This is a genomic window from Ruegeria sp. AG6 (assembly GCF_056541565.1).
In genome coordinates this window covers 17,312-34,663 of record NZ_JBQFYQ010000006.1, presented here as the reverse complement: position 1 = coordinate 34,663, position 17,352 = coordinate 17,312, and the positions used below count along the sequence as shown (strand labels likewise).

Genomic DNA, 17,352 nt, shown 5'->3' with positions numbered 1-17,352 from the left:
TCAGATCACACCAGCAATACGATGACGTAAAGCACATAAAGGAAAGTCAACACCATCCCCCAGACGCGCGAGATGTCGCGTTTTAGGAATACAAACGGAACCAGCAGCAGCGATGCGCCCAGCATGACCCACAGATCGAACCGAAGGAATTCCGGATCGACCGGAATGCGCCCGAACCAGGTTGCGATCCCGATGATGGCCAGAAGGTTGAACATGTTCGAACCGATCACGTTGCCCAGCGCGACATCGGCCTGTCTGCGCAATGCGGCCATAAGCGTCGTCGCCAGTTCGGGCAAAGAGGTTCCAACCGCGATCAGGGTCAGGCCGATGACCGTTTCACTGACCCCATAGGTTCTTGCGATGACGGTCGCGTTGTCGACAAGCAAGTGCGCACCCATCGGAAGCCCCACCAACCCCAGGATCAGGTAAATCGATACCTTCCAGTAGGGCATGTCAGGGTCGGCTTCCTCCAAGCCTTCAAGCTCGTCATCATCCGCGCAAGCCTCACCACAGGCCTTGCGATGTGCTTTCGCCTCACGAAAGGCAGTCATCAGGACAAGACTCAACGCCGCCAGCAGGATCAGACCGCTGAAGAATGTGAATGTTCCGCTAAAAGCCAGCCCGATGAACAGAACCGTCGCCAGCAGCATGAAGACGTAATTCCTGCGGCTGTCACATTCACTGGTGTGAATCGTAGCCAGCAATGCGGGCAGTCCAAGAACCAACAGGATGTTGGCCGTGTTCGATCCGACAACGTTGCCCAGCGCAATACCGGGAGCGTTCTCTTTCAATGCGCTGATGGCGATCAGCAACTCGGGTGCAGACGTTCCGAAGGCCACTATCGTCAGGCTGACAATCAACGCCGGAACACCCAGACGCAAGCTCAGGTTCACAGCACCGCGCACAAGCGCATCGCCTGCAAGCAGTAGGATCAACAGCCCAAGACCAGACAGCAGCCAAGTGGTGATCAAGTCCGACCTCCTTTTTCGCAGGCACAAGGGCCTTTGCCTATGCGAAACCGTCCGCAGCGCGGACACTTGGCCGAACTCAGTTTCTTCTGCCCCGGAAAGCGCAGTTTACCGAACATCGCCAGGACACCCATGCAGATCAGAAAAAGTGTGACAGCCTTGATGATCACGTCACAAACCAAAACGCGCGTAGGCCGCACGCTCCTCTAATCCGGCAATGGCATCCTGTGCCAGACTGGCCCCGAACCGAGACCAGATCGGTTTGCGCACGCCATAACGGCGGAACTTGACCTTGTCGCCAAACCGTTCCTGCATCTTGGGTTTCAGATGGGCGATACCGTCGATCAAACCCAGTTCATGCGCCCGACGCGCCAGCCAGACTTCACCCGTGAACAGGTCGGCACTGTGATCCAGCTTGTCACCCCGGCGGGCTTTGACATGCGCGATGAAGTTTTCGTGGATGTCGCCCAGCAGCCCTTGCAAGCGTGCCACATCCTCTTTCTTTTCCGGCGAAAAGGGATCCAGCATCGATTTCGATTTGCCCGCTGTATGAACGCGCCGCTCGAACCCCTGCCGTGCCAGGAAGACATGCGCGCCAAAACCTGCCGAAATGACTCCGATTGAGCCAAGAACCGAACTGTCGTCGGCCCAGATCTCATCCGCAGCGGCCGCCAGCCAATACCCTCCGGATGCCGCAACATCTTCGACAAACCCGATCACGGGCACGTCCAGCTCTTGCGACAAACGCCGAATTCGGGCGCCAATCAAAGAGCTTTGTACAGGCGACCCGCCCGGAGAGTTGATCTCGAGCGCGACAGCCGCAGGTTTCCCCTTTCGAAACGCCTTGTCGAGAACCGGGGCCAGGGTGGTATCGTTCAAGGACCCGCGACCGGCCATTCCAATGGAACCGGACAAACGGACAACGGCCACGCAAGGGTGCTTTTTTACAAACGGCAGGCTGAGCTTCATGGGTGCCGATGTAGAGTGCCCCCAACCCGTAAACAAGGGACTCTGCCGGCGTAAAACGCGACGTGAACCAAATTCACACACCCGATGGGCAAAAATGCAACGCCTTGGCGAGGGTCAACTGCGAATGCGCCAGCCGGTTTTGAATATCCAGCCTATGACGGCCAGGCACAGCCCTGTAAAAGCGACAATGGCAAGAAGACTGAAAACAATCGGCACATCTGCCAGCCCGTAAAAGGACCAGCGGAAACCCGAAATCAGATAGACCACGGGATTGAACAGCGTGATGGTCTGCCACAATGGCGGCAGCATCGAGATTGAATAAAACGTGCCCCCCAGAAAGATCAGTGGCGTCACCACCAACTGCGGCACCAGCGACATCTGCTCGAAGTTACTGGCCCAGATGCCGATGATGAATCCGAGCAACGAAAAGCTGAGACAGGACAGGATCAGAAACGCGGCCATGGCGAATGGATGCTCGATCCGAATATCGACGAAAAACGTCGCGGTGAACAATATCACCAACCCCACGAACAACGCCTTGGTTGCGGCGGCACCGACATATCCGATCACGATCTCGATGAAATTGACCGGAGCGGATAACAGCTCGTAGATGGTGCCCAGAAACTTGGGGAAGTAAATTCCGAACGACGCGTTCGAAATCGACAGCATCACCACCGACAACATGATCAGCCCCGGCACGATGAACGCACCGTATGAAACGCCCTCGACCTCTTGGATACGGCTGCCGATGGCGGTGCCAAACACCACGAAGTAAAGCGACGTGGACAGAACCGGCGACAGAAAGCTCTGTGCCAGAGTGCGAAAGAAACGGGCCATCTCGAACCGGTAGATGGCAGCGATCGCGGTCCAGTTCATGCGGCCTCTCCCGATACCAGATTGACAAAAATCTCTTCCAGGCTTGATTGTCTGGTCTGCACGTCGCGCAACACCAACCCGGCCTCGGACACGTCATTCAGCAAGGTCGTTATGCCGGTACGATCCGCATGGGTATCGTAGGTATAGATCAGACAATCACCCGCGCCGTTGAGGGCCAGATTGTGGCTGACCAGATTATCGGGAATCCGATCTATGGGCTCGGTCAGCATGACTTCGATCTGCTTTTTTCCCATCTGCGACATGAGTGTGTCTTTGTCCTGCACCAGCAAAAGCTCACCCTTGTCGATGACGCCGACACGATCCGCAATCGCTTCTGCTTCTTCAATGTAATGGGTGGTCAGAATGATGGTGACACCGTCCCGTTTCAGTTCCGCCACAAGCTCCCACATGTCCTTGCGCAACTCGACATCCACTCCGGCAGTCGGCTCGTCCAGAAAAAGCACACGGGGTTCATGGGCCAGGGCCTTGGCGATCAGCACCCTCCGCTTCATGCCGCCGGACAATTCCTTGATCGCGTTGTTGCGCTTGTCCCACAGGGACAGCTTGCGCAGAATCTCTTCGATCCGCGCGTTGTCCTTGCCAAGTCCGAACAGCCCGCGTGACAGTCGAACCGTGTTCCAGACCTTTTCAAACGGTTCCAACGCGATCTCTTGCGGTACAAGCCCTATCATCCTGCGCGCTGCGCGATAATCGGACTGGGTGTCATGTCCGCCAACCGTGACCACCCCCGAGGTCGGAGTCGTTATTCCACAAATCGTCGAAATCAGGGTCGTCTTTCCGGCCCCATTTGGCCCCAGAAGCGCAAGTATCTCACCCTCTTCAATATCCAGAGACACACCTTTCAGCGCCTCGAACCCATCCGCGTAAGACTTGCGAAGTTCTTTGATGGACAAAATGGTCGTCATATCCGTTCCCCGTTCCGACCGAGACCCTATCGCGCCGAACCAGCCTGTAACAGGTCAATTTCGCACAACGTGCCGCGCATTCTGTAATGGTTGTCAGAACCATGCTCAATTCCAACTTGCAATCCGTCAACCCACCCGCAAACTCTGCCACAACGGAGGGCGCCGATGCTGAATGGAATACGCATAGTCGAAATCGAAGGGCTGGGCCCCGGCCCGTTTGCCGCCATGCAGCTAGCTGATCTGGGCGCCGACGTCATCACGATCCACCGCAAAGGCCAGGCAGTAACACCGGGCATGCCCGACCGCTCGCTTCTGGACCGCGGCAAACGATCGATTGCGCTTGATCTGAAGGATCCCGAAGATCTGGCGACCGCCCGTCGCCTGATTGACACGGCAGATGCGCTGATCGAAGGCTTTCGCCCCGGCGTGATGGAGAAGCTGGGTCTTGGCCCGGATCTTTGCCTGACCCGCAACCCAAAACTGATATATGGCCGCATGACCGGCTGGGGGCAGGATGGTCCGCTGGCCGACACGGCAGGACATGACCTGAATTACATCGCCTTGTCCGGTGCGCTCTGGTACGCCTCTCTCCCGGATCAGCCGCCTCAAACCCCTGCAACCTTGGTCGGCGATATCGGCGGAGGCGCCATGTACCTTGTCGCGGGCATCCTGGCAGGTTTGATCAACGCGCAAAGAACCGGGAAAGGCACCGTGGTCGACGCCGCCATCTACGACGGCTCGGCCCATATGATGAACCTTCTGATGACCATGCGCCAAACCGGAAACCTGTCTGAAACCCGCGGCCAAAGCCTGTTGGACGGCCCGCATTGGAGCCGAACCTACACCTGCGCGGACGGCGGATTTGTTTCGGTCCAATGCCTCGAACCAAAATTCTACGCCCGATTTCTTGAAATCCTGGGCCTGTCCCGGGACCCGGCGTTCCAACAACAGTACACCCGCAAGCTCTGGCCCGACCTGACCCGGCGCCTGGCCGAGATCTTCTCATCCAGGCCGCGCGACCACTGGGCCAAACTGTTCGACGGATCAGATGCCTGCGTCGCCCCGGTACTCAGCCCCGACGAGGCCACAGCCCATCCGATGAATGCAGCCCGTCAATCCTGGCGCCAGACAGACGGCACCCTACAGGCCGCCGCCGCCCCACGCTTCTCCACACACCAGTGGCAACCAAAGCCCAGCCCTGCCCGCGGCCAGCACACAACCGAGATCCTGAATGAACTCCAAGCCCCAGAAAGCACCTGACACACTCTTCATCTGGCCAGAAATATCCCGGGGGTGAATTGGCCAGCGGCCAAGAGGGGGCTGGCCCCCTCCCATGCGTTCTACCCGCCGCGCACCGTGTCGATCATCAGCTGAACATTGTCCGGGTCGGCATCCGGAGTGATCCCATGGCCGAGGTTGAAAATATGCGGCCCCTTGGAAAAGGCGCGCACGATGCGCCGAGTCTCATCCACCAGCGCCTGACCGCCAGTAACCATGTGCGACGATGCCAGATTGCCTTGCACACAGCCATCAATCTGCACGTTCTTAGCCGCCCATTCGGGCGACACGGAATTGTCCAGCGCCACGCAATCCACGCCGGTCGACCTTGCAAACCTGACATACCCGTCGCCTGCTTCCCGCGGAAATCCAATCACGGGGATGCCAGGATGACGTTCCTTGATGGCCTGCGTAATCACCCGGCACGGCTCCACCGCGTATTTGCGGAAAGCTTCGCCCGTCAAAGACCCCGCCCAACTGTCAAATATCTTGACCACCTCGGCTCCGGCGTCGATCTGAGCGGACAGATATTCAATCGTTGCCGCGGTGATGCGGTCCAACAGCGCCTCGAACAAAGCGGTATCACCTTCGCGCAACGCATGCGCGGAACCCTGATCCGGCGTGCCGCGCCCTGCAATCATGTAGGTGGCCACAGTCCACGGCGCACCTGCAAATCCGATCAAGGTGGTTTCCGACGGCAATTCCCGCGAAAGAATGCGCACCGTCTCGTAAACCGGTGACAGTGTCTCGTGAATCGCATCAACAGGCTTCAACGCATCAAACTCGGCCTGCTGCGTGATGGTGGACAAACGCGGCCCTTCACCTGTCACGAACCAAAGGTCAGCCCCCAGCGCCTGTGGCACAAGAAGGATGTCGGCAAACAGGATCGCCGCATCGAACCCATATCGCCGAATTGGCTGCAAGGTAACTTCTGCTGCCAATTCAGGATTGTAGCACAGTGACAGGAAATCCCCGGCCTGAGCACGTGTGGCCCGGTATTCCGGCAAATACCGACCCGCCTGACGCATCATCCAGATCGGCGGCACATCCTGTACTTCGCCCGCCAGCGCCCGCAGCAGCTTCTTTGTCTCGGCCATGTTTGTCCCCAGCATTCAGGTTTAGGCAACGGGTCGTCCTTCGGCGGCAATTTGTCAAGCTCAGCCCCCATTGTCAGGGCAATGTGACGCGACTAAAGCTGTGCACATGACTTTGACCCTGCCCACCCCCGCATCGCCCCTCAGAATCGGCACTCGTGGCTCGCCGCTGGCTCTGGCTCAGGCCTATGAAACGCGCCAACGCCTGAGCGATGCCTTTGATCTGCCACAGGATGCGTTCGAAATCGTAGTGATCAAGACGACCGGTGACAATCGCGCCATGATCGACGCGGATCGACCGCTGAAGGAAATCGGCAACAAGGGCCTGTTCACCAAGGAAATCGAAGAGGCGATGCTGCGCGCCGAGATCGACATCGCCGTGCATTCAACAAAGGACATGCCCGTTGAACAACCCGAAGGGCTGGTCCTGGATACGTTCCTGCCGCGCGAGGATGTGCGCGACGCCTTCATATCTCCGCGATTGGGCTCGATCCACGATCTGCCCGAAGGCGCCGTTGTGGGCACCTCGTCTTTGCGGCGGCGGGCGCAGCTGCTGAATCGGAGGCCGGATCTGAAAGTGGTCGAGTTTCGCGGAAACGTGCAGACACGGCTGAAAAAGCTTGAAGACGGGGTTGCCGATTGCACGTTTCTGGCAATGGCAGGCATTCGCCGTTTGGGAATGGAAGAGGTTCCGGCCAGCGCCATTTCCCCTGACGACATGCTGCCAGCGATCGCGCAGGGCACCATCGGCATCGAACGGCGCTGCGACGACATGCGCGCAGCCGAAATGCTGGACGCGATTCATCACACCGAAACGGGATGGCGCCTGGCGGCAGAACGCACATTGCTGGCCGCGCTGGACGGGTCCTGCGAAACCCCGATCGCCGGTCTTGCCGAACTGGACGGCGACAAACTCAGGCTGCGAGGCGAAGTGCTGCACCCGGACGGAACGGAAACCGCCAGCAGGGATATGACCGGCCCCTTCGAGGATGGGCCCGAGATGGCCCGCGCGATGGCGGCTGAACTGCTTGAACAGGCGGGACCTGATCTATTCGATTGGAAAAATTCACAATAAGTTTTCCTAGTGTGAACTTGATCACTGTAGAAGGCGGCGCGATCAGGCATTAATGTGACATACCGAAGAGGAAGTCGGGTCAGTCTCGAAAGTATCGAAAAGTTTTTAGATTGCCGGTGTTTTAATCAGTATTCGAGGGGGCGAGGCTGACCCCCGGCTTCCAAAGGTAGCGGGTCGCTGTTGAGTTCAACGGCGACCCGTTTACGTTATGCCAGACCCGCCTTCAGGAAATCGCTTCAACGGCGTGACGTACGGCCTCTCTGGTCTGTTCCAGATCCGCTTCGGTAACCGCCAGAGACGGGTACAGTTTGCCCGGAGCCTTGAAGACTCCATGCGCCCGCAAGGTTGCATTGTACGTGGCATTGCGCTGCGGATCATCATGGTTTGCGCTGCGATAGTCCCGACATTCGGCCTTGGTGAAATAAACGTCGAACAAAGTCTCGTCACCGCAGATGCGATGGACGATGCCGGCCTCATTCAAAGCGTCCGATTGCATCTGTTGCAGCTGCTTCCCAATCGCTCGCAGGTGTTCATAGGTGCCGTCGCGCCGCAAAACCTCCATCGTCTTCAGCCCCGCCGCTGAGGCGACGGGATTGCCGGACAAAGTGCCCAACTGCATCAGCCAGCCCTGTTCTCCGACTTTCGATTTGTCGAAATGCTTCATGATCTCGGTGCTGGCACCCAATGCCGCCAGAGGGAAACCACCACCGGTGATCTTGCCAAGCGTACAGATATCCGGGGTCACGCCATATCGCTCTTGTGCGCCGCCATAAGCCAGACGGAACCCGGTGACGATCTCATCAAATATCAGCAGCACACCAGATTTGTCGCACAAGGTCCGCAAGCCCTGCAAAAACCCCGGCTCGGGCGGGATGATCCGCTGCAAGGGTTCGACCATGATCGCAGCGACATCATCATGTTCGTCCAGCAGCGCCGCCACCGCGTCAAGATCATTGAATGGCGCGATCAGCATCTGCTCGGCCACGCTTTGGGGGATACCGGCACTGTCGGGAACGGCCTGCGGGAAATTGACCCGGCGGCTGGGGGCCAGGCTCATCTGCGCCTCGGCGCTCATGCCGTGATACCCCCCTTCGAACTTGAGGATCTTGTCGCGCCCGGTATAGGCGCGCGCCAGCCGCATGGCGTACATGTCTGCTTCGCCCCCAGAGGCAACAAAACGCACCTGCTCGCAACAGGGGACGGCTTCGATGATGGCCTCGGCCAGTTCGATGCCCTTGCTGTTGTTGGCGAAGAAGGTCATGCCTTTGGGCAGTTGCTCCAGCACCGCTTCCATCACCTCGGGGTGGCCATGGCCCAGTAGCATCGGGCCGGACCCGATCAGATAGTCGATATATTCGTTCCCGTCCTCGTCCCAGACATGGCTGCCCTCGCCTCGGGCAATGATGATGCCCGGATCGAAGTTGCCGAAACCGCCAGCTGGCAGAACGTCTTTTGCGCGTGCAATCCACTCGGACTGTGTCTGGATCTTCAGCATCTCAATCAATCTCCAAAATCGGGGCGCCAAGGATTTCGAGGTCAGGTGTCACACCTAAACCCGGGCCTTCGGGCGGTGCAATCCGGCCGTTTTCACGGTTTGGTGCGTCAGGGCACAGGCGCGGGGCAACGTAAGAGGACAAGTCGCAAGTGTTCATCAGCGATCCATGCGGGGTTGAAGCCGCAAAATGCAGCGAGGCCGCCGTGACGATATCCGATCCCCAGGTGCATTCCGCACAAATCTCGGCGCCCAGCTGCGCGGTCAGATCGCGTGCACGACGCATTGCCGAAAGACCGCCGAATTTCGACAGTTTCAGCGCCACCGCGTCCATGCATCCCAACTCATGCGCCCGCATCAGCGATGCAAGATCAAAAGCATTTTCGTCGATCTTCATGGGCAGACCCGTCGACTGACGAACAGCGGCGCAATCTTCCAGTGTTTTACAGGGCTGTTCCAGCATCACATCCAGATGCGCCACCGCGCGCCCGGTTCGCGTTGCCTGAAGGCGCGATGCGCCGCAGTTCCAGTCCCCATACACAAGCGGCCCGGTTCCCACGGCTTCGCGCACTTTGATCAGCCGCTCGGCATCCGCCTGCCAATCGCCCTCGACGCCCAGCTTGACCTGGAATTGCCGAATGCCCGTCTGGAAGGCTGCCTTGGCGATGCGCGCCATTTCGTCCGGCGCGATACATGTGATCGAATGGTAAAGCGCCATATCCGCCCGTGTCCGCCCGCCCAGCAACGCGTAAACCGGCACCTCCGCCGCGCGGCCGAACAGATCCCACAGTGCGATGTCGACGATCGATTTCGCATAGCTGTGGCCTTGCAGAAACCCGTCCAGCTTTCGCATCGGCGCATCGACCCCAATTGGCGAAACCCCGAGAATCTCGGGACCCATTTCAGCGATGGCCCCCGGCACGCCATCCGCATAGGCGGGCAGATAATGCGGGATCGGGCAGACCTCGCCCCAACCTGTCAGACCTGTATCCGTCTCAAGGCGCAGGATATGAGACGTCACGGTCGCGCAGGTCTTGCCGCCAGCCATGTGATAGGTTTCATGGCTGGTCAGATCGACGGACCAGAGTGTTATCTTGTCAATTCTCAAGCATATTCTCCTACTGGATCACCCAATGCAGCTTCGTCCGGATGCACGCCCAGCCCCGGCGCTTCGGGCAGATGCAGATGGCCATCGACGTTACGGGGCCCTCGACCACCTGCAACATCAACCGTGATCATGTCCTGACAGGCCCAAACCGCGTGGCAATGGTCATCCGGGATCGTGGCGGCCAGATGCAGCGCTTCGGTATCGGCCAGAACCGTTCCACCGGTAGCCATCACGAACATGTCTATCCCATGGGCCAGCGCGATATCGCGCATCCGCGCGGCCTTGGTCAGGCCACCCACGCGATTCAGCTTGATCCCGAATATCTGGGCCAGACCATCGTGGGCAATCCGGACGGCATCCTGCAAGGTCACAAGGGACTCGTCCACAGATACTGGGGATGCATGAAGCCTTGAGATCGCCGCGATATCATCCAGTGTTTCGCAGGGTTGCTCGAACATCACGTTCAGGTCCTCGCAGGTGCTCATCACCCGCAAGGCCTGCTGGCGCGTCCAGCCACGGTTGACATCATACAGAACAATCTCTCCGGGCTGCCGGATGCTTTCCACATCCCGCACACGGGCAATGTCCCGCTCGACATCACCGCCGATCTTCACCGAATGCGCGACATAGCCGCGCTTGCGATACCGCTCCATAACCTCGCGTGTTTCCTCGACGGTTTTTGCCCCGACCGAGGACGCAATCGGGCGCGGTGTACGCGATCCGCCGCCCATCAGATCGGCAATCGGCAAGCCCGCCGCCTGACCGGTAATATCCCAGCAGGCCATGTCTATGGGGCTTTTAGCATAGAGATGTCCGGGCAAGGCTAGATCCATGGCCCGTTCCACGTCCAGCACGCGCCGCGGATCAAGGCTCAGGATGAAGGGGGCCATCGTTTCGATCCCGGCCCGGATGCCCGGCCCGTGCGCAGGTACATAGGTGTGCCCCCAGGGCGTGCCCTCGCCCCAGCCAACCAGACCGGTATCGGTTTCGAGCCTGACCAGCGTCGCATCAAGCGTTTCAAACTTCAGGCGCCCCCCGGAAAGCCAATAGGGATGCTCGAGCGGCAAATCGACCTGAAAAACGGTAATGGTTTCAATCTTCATAGAGCATACTCCGCCACGGGTGCGCCGAGGCTTTCAAAATCGGGGGTTACACCCAATCCCGGCGTATTGGTTGTATAAAGCTTTCCGTCTTTATCGACAGGACCTCCGACGCCCGTAGATCGCGTGTTGTAGTTCATCATGTCCGTGGTGTTCTGCAGGTATTCAGGCGGGGTCGACGCCGCAAAATGGGCGACAACCGATGCGATGGCCGTTTCAATCGCGTTTCCCGCACCCCAGGCATAGGTGCCGCCGACATAGGGAAGCCCGGTCTGGTAAATTCGGATGCGGGTGATTTTCATGCGGCGTCCATTCTGGGCAGGTCGCCCATCCCTTCGCCTCGCCACAGGACAAAGGTCAGGATCGGTTGGTCCGTCGTTGTCATGGCGTGGCTTTGCCAGCTTTTGTGCTGTCGTGTCTGGTGCGGGCCGACGAAGGTTTCATCCTCGTAGCTGCGAAAAACTGCTCCGCCCGCAAGGGTCAGATACAGTTCTTCCGCCTGATGGCTGTGCCAGTCATAGTCCAGACCAGCGCCCCAATATCCAACGTAGCCGCGCAATTGGGTCGAGTGGAAATGCCCGGTCGGTCCGAACAGTTCGTAATACCCGTACCGATTCAGGAAATCCGCACCGACTTCCTCTTCGGTGTATGTGTGTTTCCATTGCGCCAGATGCGCGCTGGCCTTGATCGCCGCGACCAGATCACGGGTTGGCGCCACGCCATCAAGGCCAAAATCGCCCACCAGATCGGTCGCCGGAATGTGAGCAGGCTGCAAACCCGTCGGTGTCAGATCGTCCGGCCATGATGCAAACGCGGCAAGGTCAGGATGCGCCTGATGCAATTGGCGGGCCGCCTCGAGAACATCATCCAACGTCATGGTACCACCACGATGTTGCCGGTATGCTGTTTGGCGATGAACGCCGCTTGCGCGTCCCGCAACTCCTCCAAAGGATAGGTTGCGGCCAGAGCCGGCTTGATTTCACCGGCTTCAATATATGTCACGAGGTTCTTCATGACCTCGGGTCCGATCACGGTCGAACCGGTGAAGGTCAGATCGCGCAGATAGAACGTCCGCAGGTCAAGTTCGACCATCGGACCTGCAATGGCCCCCGAACAGGTGTAGCGCCCGCCGCGCTCCAGTACGTCGATCAGGTTCGGCCAGTAAGGGCCACCTACCACATCGGCGACCACGGTGATCTTCTCGTCGCCCAGCGCCGACCGCAGATCTTCAGGTGTGCGGGGCAATATCACATCTGGGCCAAGATCGGCCACGTCGGCGTGTTTGGATTCGGATGCCATCGCAATCACACGCGCGCCACGGCGTTTGGCCAATTGAACCAAAGCACCACCCACCCCGCCAGAGGCACCGGGTACAAGAACGGTGTCTTTTTCCGTCACGTTGGCACGGGACAGCATTCCTTCGGCGGTAGAATAGGAACAGGAGAATGTGGCCAGTTCGGCATCCGACAGATCCGAAGTGATCGGCACCGCATTGACCGCCAGAGTCGTGGTATATTCGGCGAACCCGCCATCGCGTTCCGAACCGAAGTACCCTGTCTTGTTCATGTTGCCGGGATCAGCCGGATCTCGCAGCCAGCCATCCGTGATGACACGCTCGCCTATACGAGCGCTGTCCACGCCCTCGCCAACGGCCACGATACGGCCGCAGACATCTGCGCCCTGAATGCGCGGGAAGGTGATCGGGTTGCCGCCCCATGTCGGGTCTTCTTCACCGACTTCCTCGAATGCGCCACCGGTGGTCGCATCCGTTACGGTCTTGGAATACCAGCCGGACCGCGTATTGACGTCGGTATTGTTCAGGCCGCAGGCTGCGACCCTGATCAGAACTTCACCAGCTGCGGGTTCTGGACGCGGCCAGTCTTCCTGCATCACCATCTGTTCCAGACCACCATGGCCCATTGTGACCATGGCTCTCATCGTATCGGGCAGGCTCATCAAGCGGTCTCCAGTATGGCGTCACTGCGGGGCAGCAAACTGTCGGGGTCGTAGGCAGGTTTGTCCAGAACACGGGCGGTACGGGGTTGGCCATGGATCACGACCTCCAGCTGTGTCCCGGCCTTGGCCGCTTCGGGCTTGAGGTATGCAAAGGCCAGAATCTTACCGACGGTGTGGCCATACGCGACCGACGCCGTGGACCCGACGACGCGCCCGTCCAGCAGCACCGCCTCTCCGCCATGCCCATCAATCTCTCCATCCGGTTCAATTGAAAGATAGGCACAGATCCAGGGCAGATCGGTGTTGAGCGTCTTGTCCTTGCCCAGATAATCCTTGTCGGTGCGCGCAAAACGCAGCACGTCGGCCTCGGCCAGAGTGACCTCGTTGGTCAACTCGCCCGCGCCTTTGAAGCCCTTCTCCATTCGCATCACGTTCATGGCAAAGCTGCCGTAGTCGGTGATGCCATACGCCTCACCTGCCGCCCAAAGCGCGTTGTAGACGTCGAGGCAGGCAGCGTTGGGCATGTGCAGTTCCCAGCCCAGTTCCCCGGCATAGGACATGCGGAAGGCCCAGACCTTGTGACCGGCGATGGTGATTTCCTGCGCGGAAAGCCAGCGGAACCCGGCATTGGTCAGATCGGCATCGGTACAGCGCGCCAGCACATCCCGCGATCGAGGACCGTTCAGCGACAGGGCCGACCAGTCGGCAGACAGGGCAGTTACCTGCACATCCTCATCCGCGCGCTGCTGCGCCAGATGATCCAGCAGGCGCTGTTCGAAGAAGGCCGCACAAACCAGATAGAAGCGGTCGTCGGCCATGCGGACAATCGTGGTCTCCAATTCGATACGGCCGCGACGGTTCAGCATATGGGTCAGCGTGATCGAGCCGACCTTCTGCGGCATCCGGTTTGCGGTCAGCCGGTCAAGCAAGGTATAAGCCCCCGGCCCCGAAACCTCGACCTTGGTGAAAGCGGTGACGTCCATGATGCCGACGCTTTCACGAACGGCTTTGACCTCGGCCGCGACCATGTCGTCGGCAGGTGTGCGGCGGAAGGAATAATGGTCGCGCTGTTCCACCCCATCGCGGGCAAACCAGCGGGGGCGTTCGAAACCATACACTTCTTCATGCACCGCGCCCTTGGATTTCAGCAGCTCATGCAGCGGCGACGGCTTGATCGGTCGCCCGGCCAGACGGTTGAAATGTGGAAAGGGGATTTCATGGCGCAGGCAGTAGTCTTCTTCGGCCTTGATCACCTGCCAATCCTTGGTCGCATAGCTGCCGAACCGGCGCGGATCGAATTCGCGCATCGAGATATCGGCGGCACCATGCACCATCCACCGCGCCAGTTCGCGGGTCAGACCCGGCCCCCAGCCGATGCCGATCTGGGTCCCGCAACAGCACCAATAGTTCCGAACCCCCGGCGCTGGTCCGATCAGCGGATTGCCATCCGGCGGGTGCGAGATCGCCCCGTGCACGTCGCGCTGAATACCGAGTTCGGCAAAGATCGGCATCCGGTTCAGGCTTTCCTCAAGCCACGGCATCACCCGGTCGTAATCCGCGTCGAACAACCAGTTTTCGTATTCCCACGGGCAGTGATCATGCCAGACCGAGTTCGGGTTCTCTTTTTCGTAAATCCCGATCAGACCGCGCTGCTGCTCCATCCGGATATAGCCCGAGACCTTGCGGTCATCACGGATCACCGGCAGTTCGGTGTCCAGGTTCTGGAATTCAGGCACCGGCTCGGTCACGAAGTAATGGTGCGTCATCGAGGTCATCGGCAATTGCAGCCCCGACCATTCGCCCATCTGACGGGCATAAGTGCCGCCTGCGTTCACCACATGCTCGCAGGTGATGGTGCCCTGCTCGGTCTCAACCGCCCACTCGCCATTCTCGGCCTGCGTGATGTTGGTCGCGCGGCAGTTGCGGAAGATACGTAGGCCTTTCTGACGCGCACCGGTCGCCATCGCCATGGTCACGTTGGTTGGATCGACATGTCCGTCATCCGGTGTGTGCAACGCGCCTAAAACACCTTCGAGGTTGTAGAACGGGTGCAGTTCGGCCACCTTTTCGGGACCAACAAGCTCGATATTGAAACCCAGCGACCGACCAACCGACAGGGTGTGGCGCAGCCAGTCCATCTCATCCTCGGTATAGGCCAGACGGAACGAACCGCAGCCATGCCATGTGACGGGCTGGCCGGTTTCGGCCTCCAACTGACCAGAGTACAGGCCAATATTGTAATCCACGCATTTGCCCAGTCCAAAGCTGGACGTCGAATGCGTGATCTGCCCCGCTGCATGCCAAGTGCTGCCGCTGGTCAGCTCGGCCTTCTCCAGCAGGACGGTATCAGCGCCCCAGCCTTCATGCGCCAGATGATAGGCCAGACCGACCCCCATCACGCCGCCTCCGACAATGACCACACGGGCGTGTGACGGCAGTTCGTTCCCGGACATGATTTTTCCTCTTCCCGAGTCGCGTTTCTGCTCGACAGGCTAATTCCACAAATGTACCATCGTCAATCATGAATGACACAAATGTATCATCAACCGTTCTGGACCGCCTGAGCCAGGAGTGGGACGCCCTTACCCCCGAGGCGCAGAAAGCCGCGCGTTACGTTCTGGAAAACCCAACGGATGTTGGGGTTTCAACCGTGCGCGAGATTGCCGAGGCGGCCAAGGTGAAACCCAATACTTTCGTGCGCATGGCCCGGCAGGTGGGCTTCGAAGGGTACGAAGATTTCCGGGCCCCCTTCCGCGAATCGATTCGACGGGGCAACGTGTCGTTTCCAGACCGCGCGCGTTGGTTGCAGGACATTGGCAAGTCAGGGGAACTGGGTGGGCTTTATGCCGATATGGTGGGCGCGGCGATCCGCAATATCGAAGAAACCTTTGCCGGAATCGACGCTGCGACCCTGAAGGCCGCCGCCGAGGTTATCTGGAACTGCCGCCAGATCTTCACGCTGGGCGTTGGCGTCAACAACGCGAACGCGCGCAATTTCACCTATCTTGCGTCGACCGGGATGAAGCAGTTTCACGCCATTCCCCGCCCCGGCTCGAACCCGGTCGATGATCTGGCCTGGGCCGATGAGCAGGACGTACTGATCGCGATCACCTGCCACCCCTATCGCACCGAAGTCATCGAGGCGATCAAGCTGGCTCGGCAACAGGGTCTGACCGTCATCGGTATTTCCGACAGCCCGGCCAGCCCGGTGATCCTGAACGCCCACCACGGCTTTGTCGTCGCCGCCGACACGCCGCAGTTCTTTCCGTCATCCGTTTCGACGATTGCCTTGCTGGAAACGCTGCTGTCCTTCGTGATCGCAGTGTCCAGCGATGAGATCGTCGAGCGGGTGGAACGGTTTCACCAACGCAGACACCAACTTGGCCTCTATGCGGAGGAGCCCGAATGAACGCACCCCTGACCCACTCACTGGACGCGCGATACTATACCGACCCTGCGATTTTCGAGCAGGAAATGCAGGGGCTTCTGGCCCGAACGTGGCAGTTTGCGGGCCATGTCGCGCAGGTCCGGGAAACGGGGGATTACTTTGCGTTTGAGATCGCCGGCCAGAACCTGTTCTGCATTCGCGGCCGCGACGGCGAAATCCGCACCTTCTATAACGTCTGCCAGCATCGCGCGCATGAAATGGTCACCGGCGCGGGCAACACGCGTGTCGTCGTCTGCCCCTACCACGCATGGACTTACGAGCTGACCGGCCAACTGCGTGCCGGACCCAATATCAAATCCGTCCCCGGGTTCGACCGCAGCGCTATTTGCCTGACCTCGGTGCGCACCGAAGTGTTCAACGGTTTCATTTTCGTCAACCTCGACGACAACGCCGCGCCAATGGATGAATGGTACCCCGGTGTGCGCGAGGAAATCCGCGCATTCGTCCCGCATATCGACGATCTGGAACCGCTGGAATGGGTCGAGATCCCCGAAAACTGCAACTGGAAGGTCAGTGTCGAGAACTACTCGGAATGCTACCATTGCCCGACCAACCACCCGACCTTTGCCGAAGGTGTGGTCAAGCCCGAAACCTATGACATTCAGCCGGACGCGGGCGGCGGCTACGTCCTACGTCACACAACGGAATGCCAGAGCCTCGACAAGATGACCTATCCCATCGACCTGTCGGTACCGCACGCGGGCGATTACCAATCGTGGTTCCTGTGGCCGATGTTCTCGTTCCAGTGTTATCCCGGCAACGTGCTGAACACCTATCACTGGCGCGCGGTTGATGCCGATCACTGCACGGTCTGGCGCGGCTGGTACACCGAGAGCGGCTCGGACAGTGCGGTTATCCGGCAACTGGCGGTCCAAGACCGCGAAACGACGGTCGAGGAAGACATCCGCCTTGTGGAATCCGTTCATCGCGGGCTCAAGTCGCGGGGCTATCGCCCCGGACCGCTTGTTCTGGATCCGGGCTGCGGGGTGATGTCGGAACATTCCATCGCGCGGCTTCAGCAATGGATGCGCGAGGCTGTGGATTAGTGGCCGAGGTAGCACG

General features: G+C 59.4%; 16 protein-coding genes. 4 read left to right on the top strand and 12 right to left on the bottom strand.

Features of this window, described 5'->3' with window-relative positions; all coding sequences use genetic code 11:
- Positions 1 to 5 precede the first annotated feature (5 nt).
- From ACR0I0_RS13425 to ACR0I0_RS13410, 4 genes are all read right to left on the bottom strand, one after another.
- Complete coding sequence (locus ACR0I0_RS13425) at positions 6 to 968, bottom strand: calcium/sodium antiporter (RefSeq protein ID WP_171635180.1); 963 nt, start codon at positions 966 to 968, stop codon at positions 6 to 8.
- 171 nt (positions 969 to 1,139) lie between these two features.
- Positions 1,140 to 1,937, bottom strand: coding sequence for a S49 family peptidase (locus ACR0I0_RS13420; protein ID WP_171724319.1), 798 nt, complete (start codon positions 1,935 to 1,937; stop codon positions 1,140 to 1,142).
- 114 nt (positions 1,938 to 2,051) lie between these two features.
- Positions 2,052 to 2,813 carry an ABC transporter permease gene (locus ACR0I0_RS13415; RefSeq protein WP_171635104.1) on the bottom strand — a complete coding sequence of 254 codons (762 nt, stop codon included), beginning with the start codon at positions 2,811 to 2,813 and terminating at the stop codon, positions 2,052 to 2,054.
- Positions 2,810 to 3,739, bottom strand: coding sequence for an ABC transporter ATP-binding protein (locus ACR0I0_RS13410; protein WP_480485877.1), 930 nt, complete (start codon positions 3,737 to 3,739; stop codon positions 2,810 to 2,812). Before ACR0I0_RS13410 ends, ACR0I0_RS13415 begins: the two co-directional genes overlap by 4 nt.
- Positions 3,740 to 3,904: 165 nt before the next feature.
- Here ACR0I0_RS13410 and ACR0I0_RS13405 point away from each other — a divergent pair, with 165 nt between their 5' ends.
- Entirely contained in the window at positions 3,905 to 4,999 is a 1,095-nt protein-coding gene (locus ACR0I0_RS13405; protein WP_171724321.1) for a CaiB/BaiF CoA transferase family protein, read from the top strand.
- 80 nt (positions 5,000 to 5,079) lie between these two features.
- Here ACR0I0_RS13405 and hemE read toward each other — a convergent pair whose 3' ends face one another.
- Positions 5,080 to 6,114: a uroporphyrinogen decarboxylase gene (hemE, locus tag ACR0I0_RS13400; protein ID WP_480491821.1), complete on the bottom strand. Its 1,035-nt coding sequence runs from the start codon at positions 6,112 to 6,114 to the stop codon at positions 5,080 to 5,082.
- A gap of 106 nt (positions 6,115 to 6,220) precedes the next feature.
- On the opposite strand from hemE, the gene hemC reads away from it, so the two are divergent.
- Positions 6,221 to 7,186, top strand: coding sequence for a hydroxymethylbilane synthase (gene hemC / locus ACR0I0_RS13395; RefSeq protein WP_480491820.1), 966 nt, complete (start codon positions 6,221 to 6,223; stop codon positions 7,184 to 7,186).
- Positions 7,187 to 7,409: 223 nt separating this feature from the next.
- Here the strand turns inward: hemC and ACR0I0_RS13390 are convergent, their stop codons facing one another.
- Genes ACR0I0_RS13390 through ACR0I0_RS13360 form a run of 7 tightly spaced genes read right to left on the bottom strand, consistent with a single transcriptional unit; the run spans position 7,410 to position 15,295 of the window.
- Positions 7,410 to 8,681, bottom strand: a complete 1,272-nt coding sequence (locus ACR0I0_RS13390) for an aspartate aminotransferase family protein (protein WP_480491819.1) — start codon at positions 8,679 to 8,681, stop codon at positions 7,410 to 7,412.
- A 1-nt stretch (position 8,682) separates the two neighbouring features.
- Positions 8,683 to 9,786, bottom strand: coding sequence for a mandelate racemase/muconate lactonizing enzyme family protein (locus ACR0I0_RS13385; RefSeq protein ID WP_480491818.1), 1,104 nt, complete (start codon positions 9,784 to 9,786; stop codon positions 8,683 to 8,685).
- Positions 9,783 to 10,889, bottom strand: coding sequence for a mandelate racemase/muconate lactonizing enzyme family protein (locus ACR0I0_RS13380; RefSeq protein WP_480491817.1), 1,107 nt, complete (start codon positions 10,887 to 10,889; stop codon positions 9,783 to 9,785). The genes ACR0I0_RS13385 and ACR0I0_RS13380 overlap by 4 nt, the downstream gene beginning before the upstream one ends.
- Positions 10,886 to 11,188 carry a hypothetical protein gene (locus ACR0I0_RS13375; RefSeq protein WP_480491816.1) on the bottom strand — a complete coding sequence of 101 codons (303 nt, stop codon included), beginning with the start codon at positions 11,186 to 11,188 and terminating at the stop codon, positions 10,886 to 10,888. The genes ACR0I0_RS13380 and ACR0I0_RS13375 overlap by 4 nt, the downstream gene beginning before the upstream one ends.
- Positions 11,185 to 11,763 carry a dimethylsulfonioproprionate lyase family protein gene (locus ACR0I0_RS13370; protein WP_480491814.1) on the bottom strand — a complete coding sequence of 193 codons (579 nt, stop codon included), beginning with the start codon at positions 11,761 to 11,763 and terminating at the stop codon, positions 11,185 to 11,187. Before ACR0I0_RS13370 ends, ACR0I0_RS13375 begins: the two co-directional genes overlap by 4 nt.
- A complete protein-coding gene (locus ACR0I0_RS13365) occupies positions 11,760 to 12,842 on the bottom strand; it encodes an alcohol dehydrogenase family protein (RefSeq protein WP_245223569.1) in 1,083 nt (360 codons plus the stop codon). The genes ACR0I0_RS13370 and ACR0I0_RS13365 overlap by 4 nt, the downstream gene beginning before the upstream one ends.
- Complete coding sequence (locus tag ACR0I0_RS13360; RefSeq protein ID WP_209834747.1) at positions 12,842 to 15,295, bottom strand: FAD-dependent oxidoreductase; 2,454 nt, start codon at positions 15,293 to 15,295, stop codon at positions 12,842 to 12,844. The genes ACR0I0_RS13365 and ACR0I0_RS13360 overlap by 1 nt, the downstream gene beginning before the upstream one ends.
- A gap of 68 nt (positions 15,296 to 15,363) precedes the next feature.
- Between ACR0I0_RS13360 and ACR0I0_RS13355 the strand changes: the two genes are divergently transcribed.
- Positions 15,364 to 16,251, top strand: coding sequence for a MurR/RpiR family transcriptional regulator (locus ACR0I0_RS13355; RefSeq protein WP_209834748.1), 888 nt, complete (start codon positions 15,364 to 15,366; stop codon positions 16,249 to 16,251).
- Positions 16,248 to 17,336, top strand: coding sequence for an aromatic ring-hydroxylating oxygenase subunit alpha (locus ACR0I0_RS13350; protein WP_480491812.1), 1,089 nt, complete (start codon positions 16,248 to 16,250; stop codon positions 17,334 to 17,336). The genes ACR0I0_RS13355 and ACR0I0_RS13350 overlap by 4 nt, the downstream gene beginning before the upstream one ends.
- Positions 17,337 to 17,352 lie beyond the last annotated feature (16 nt).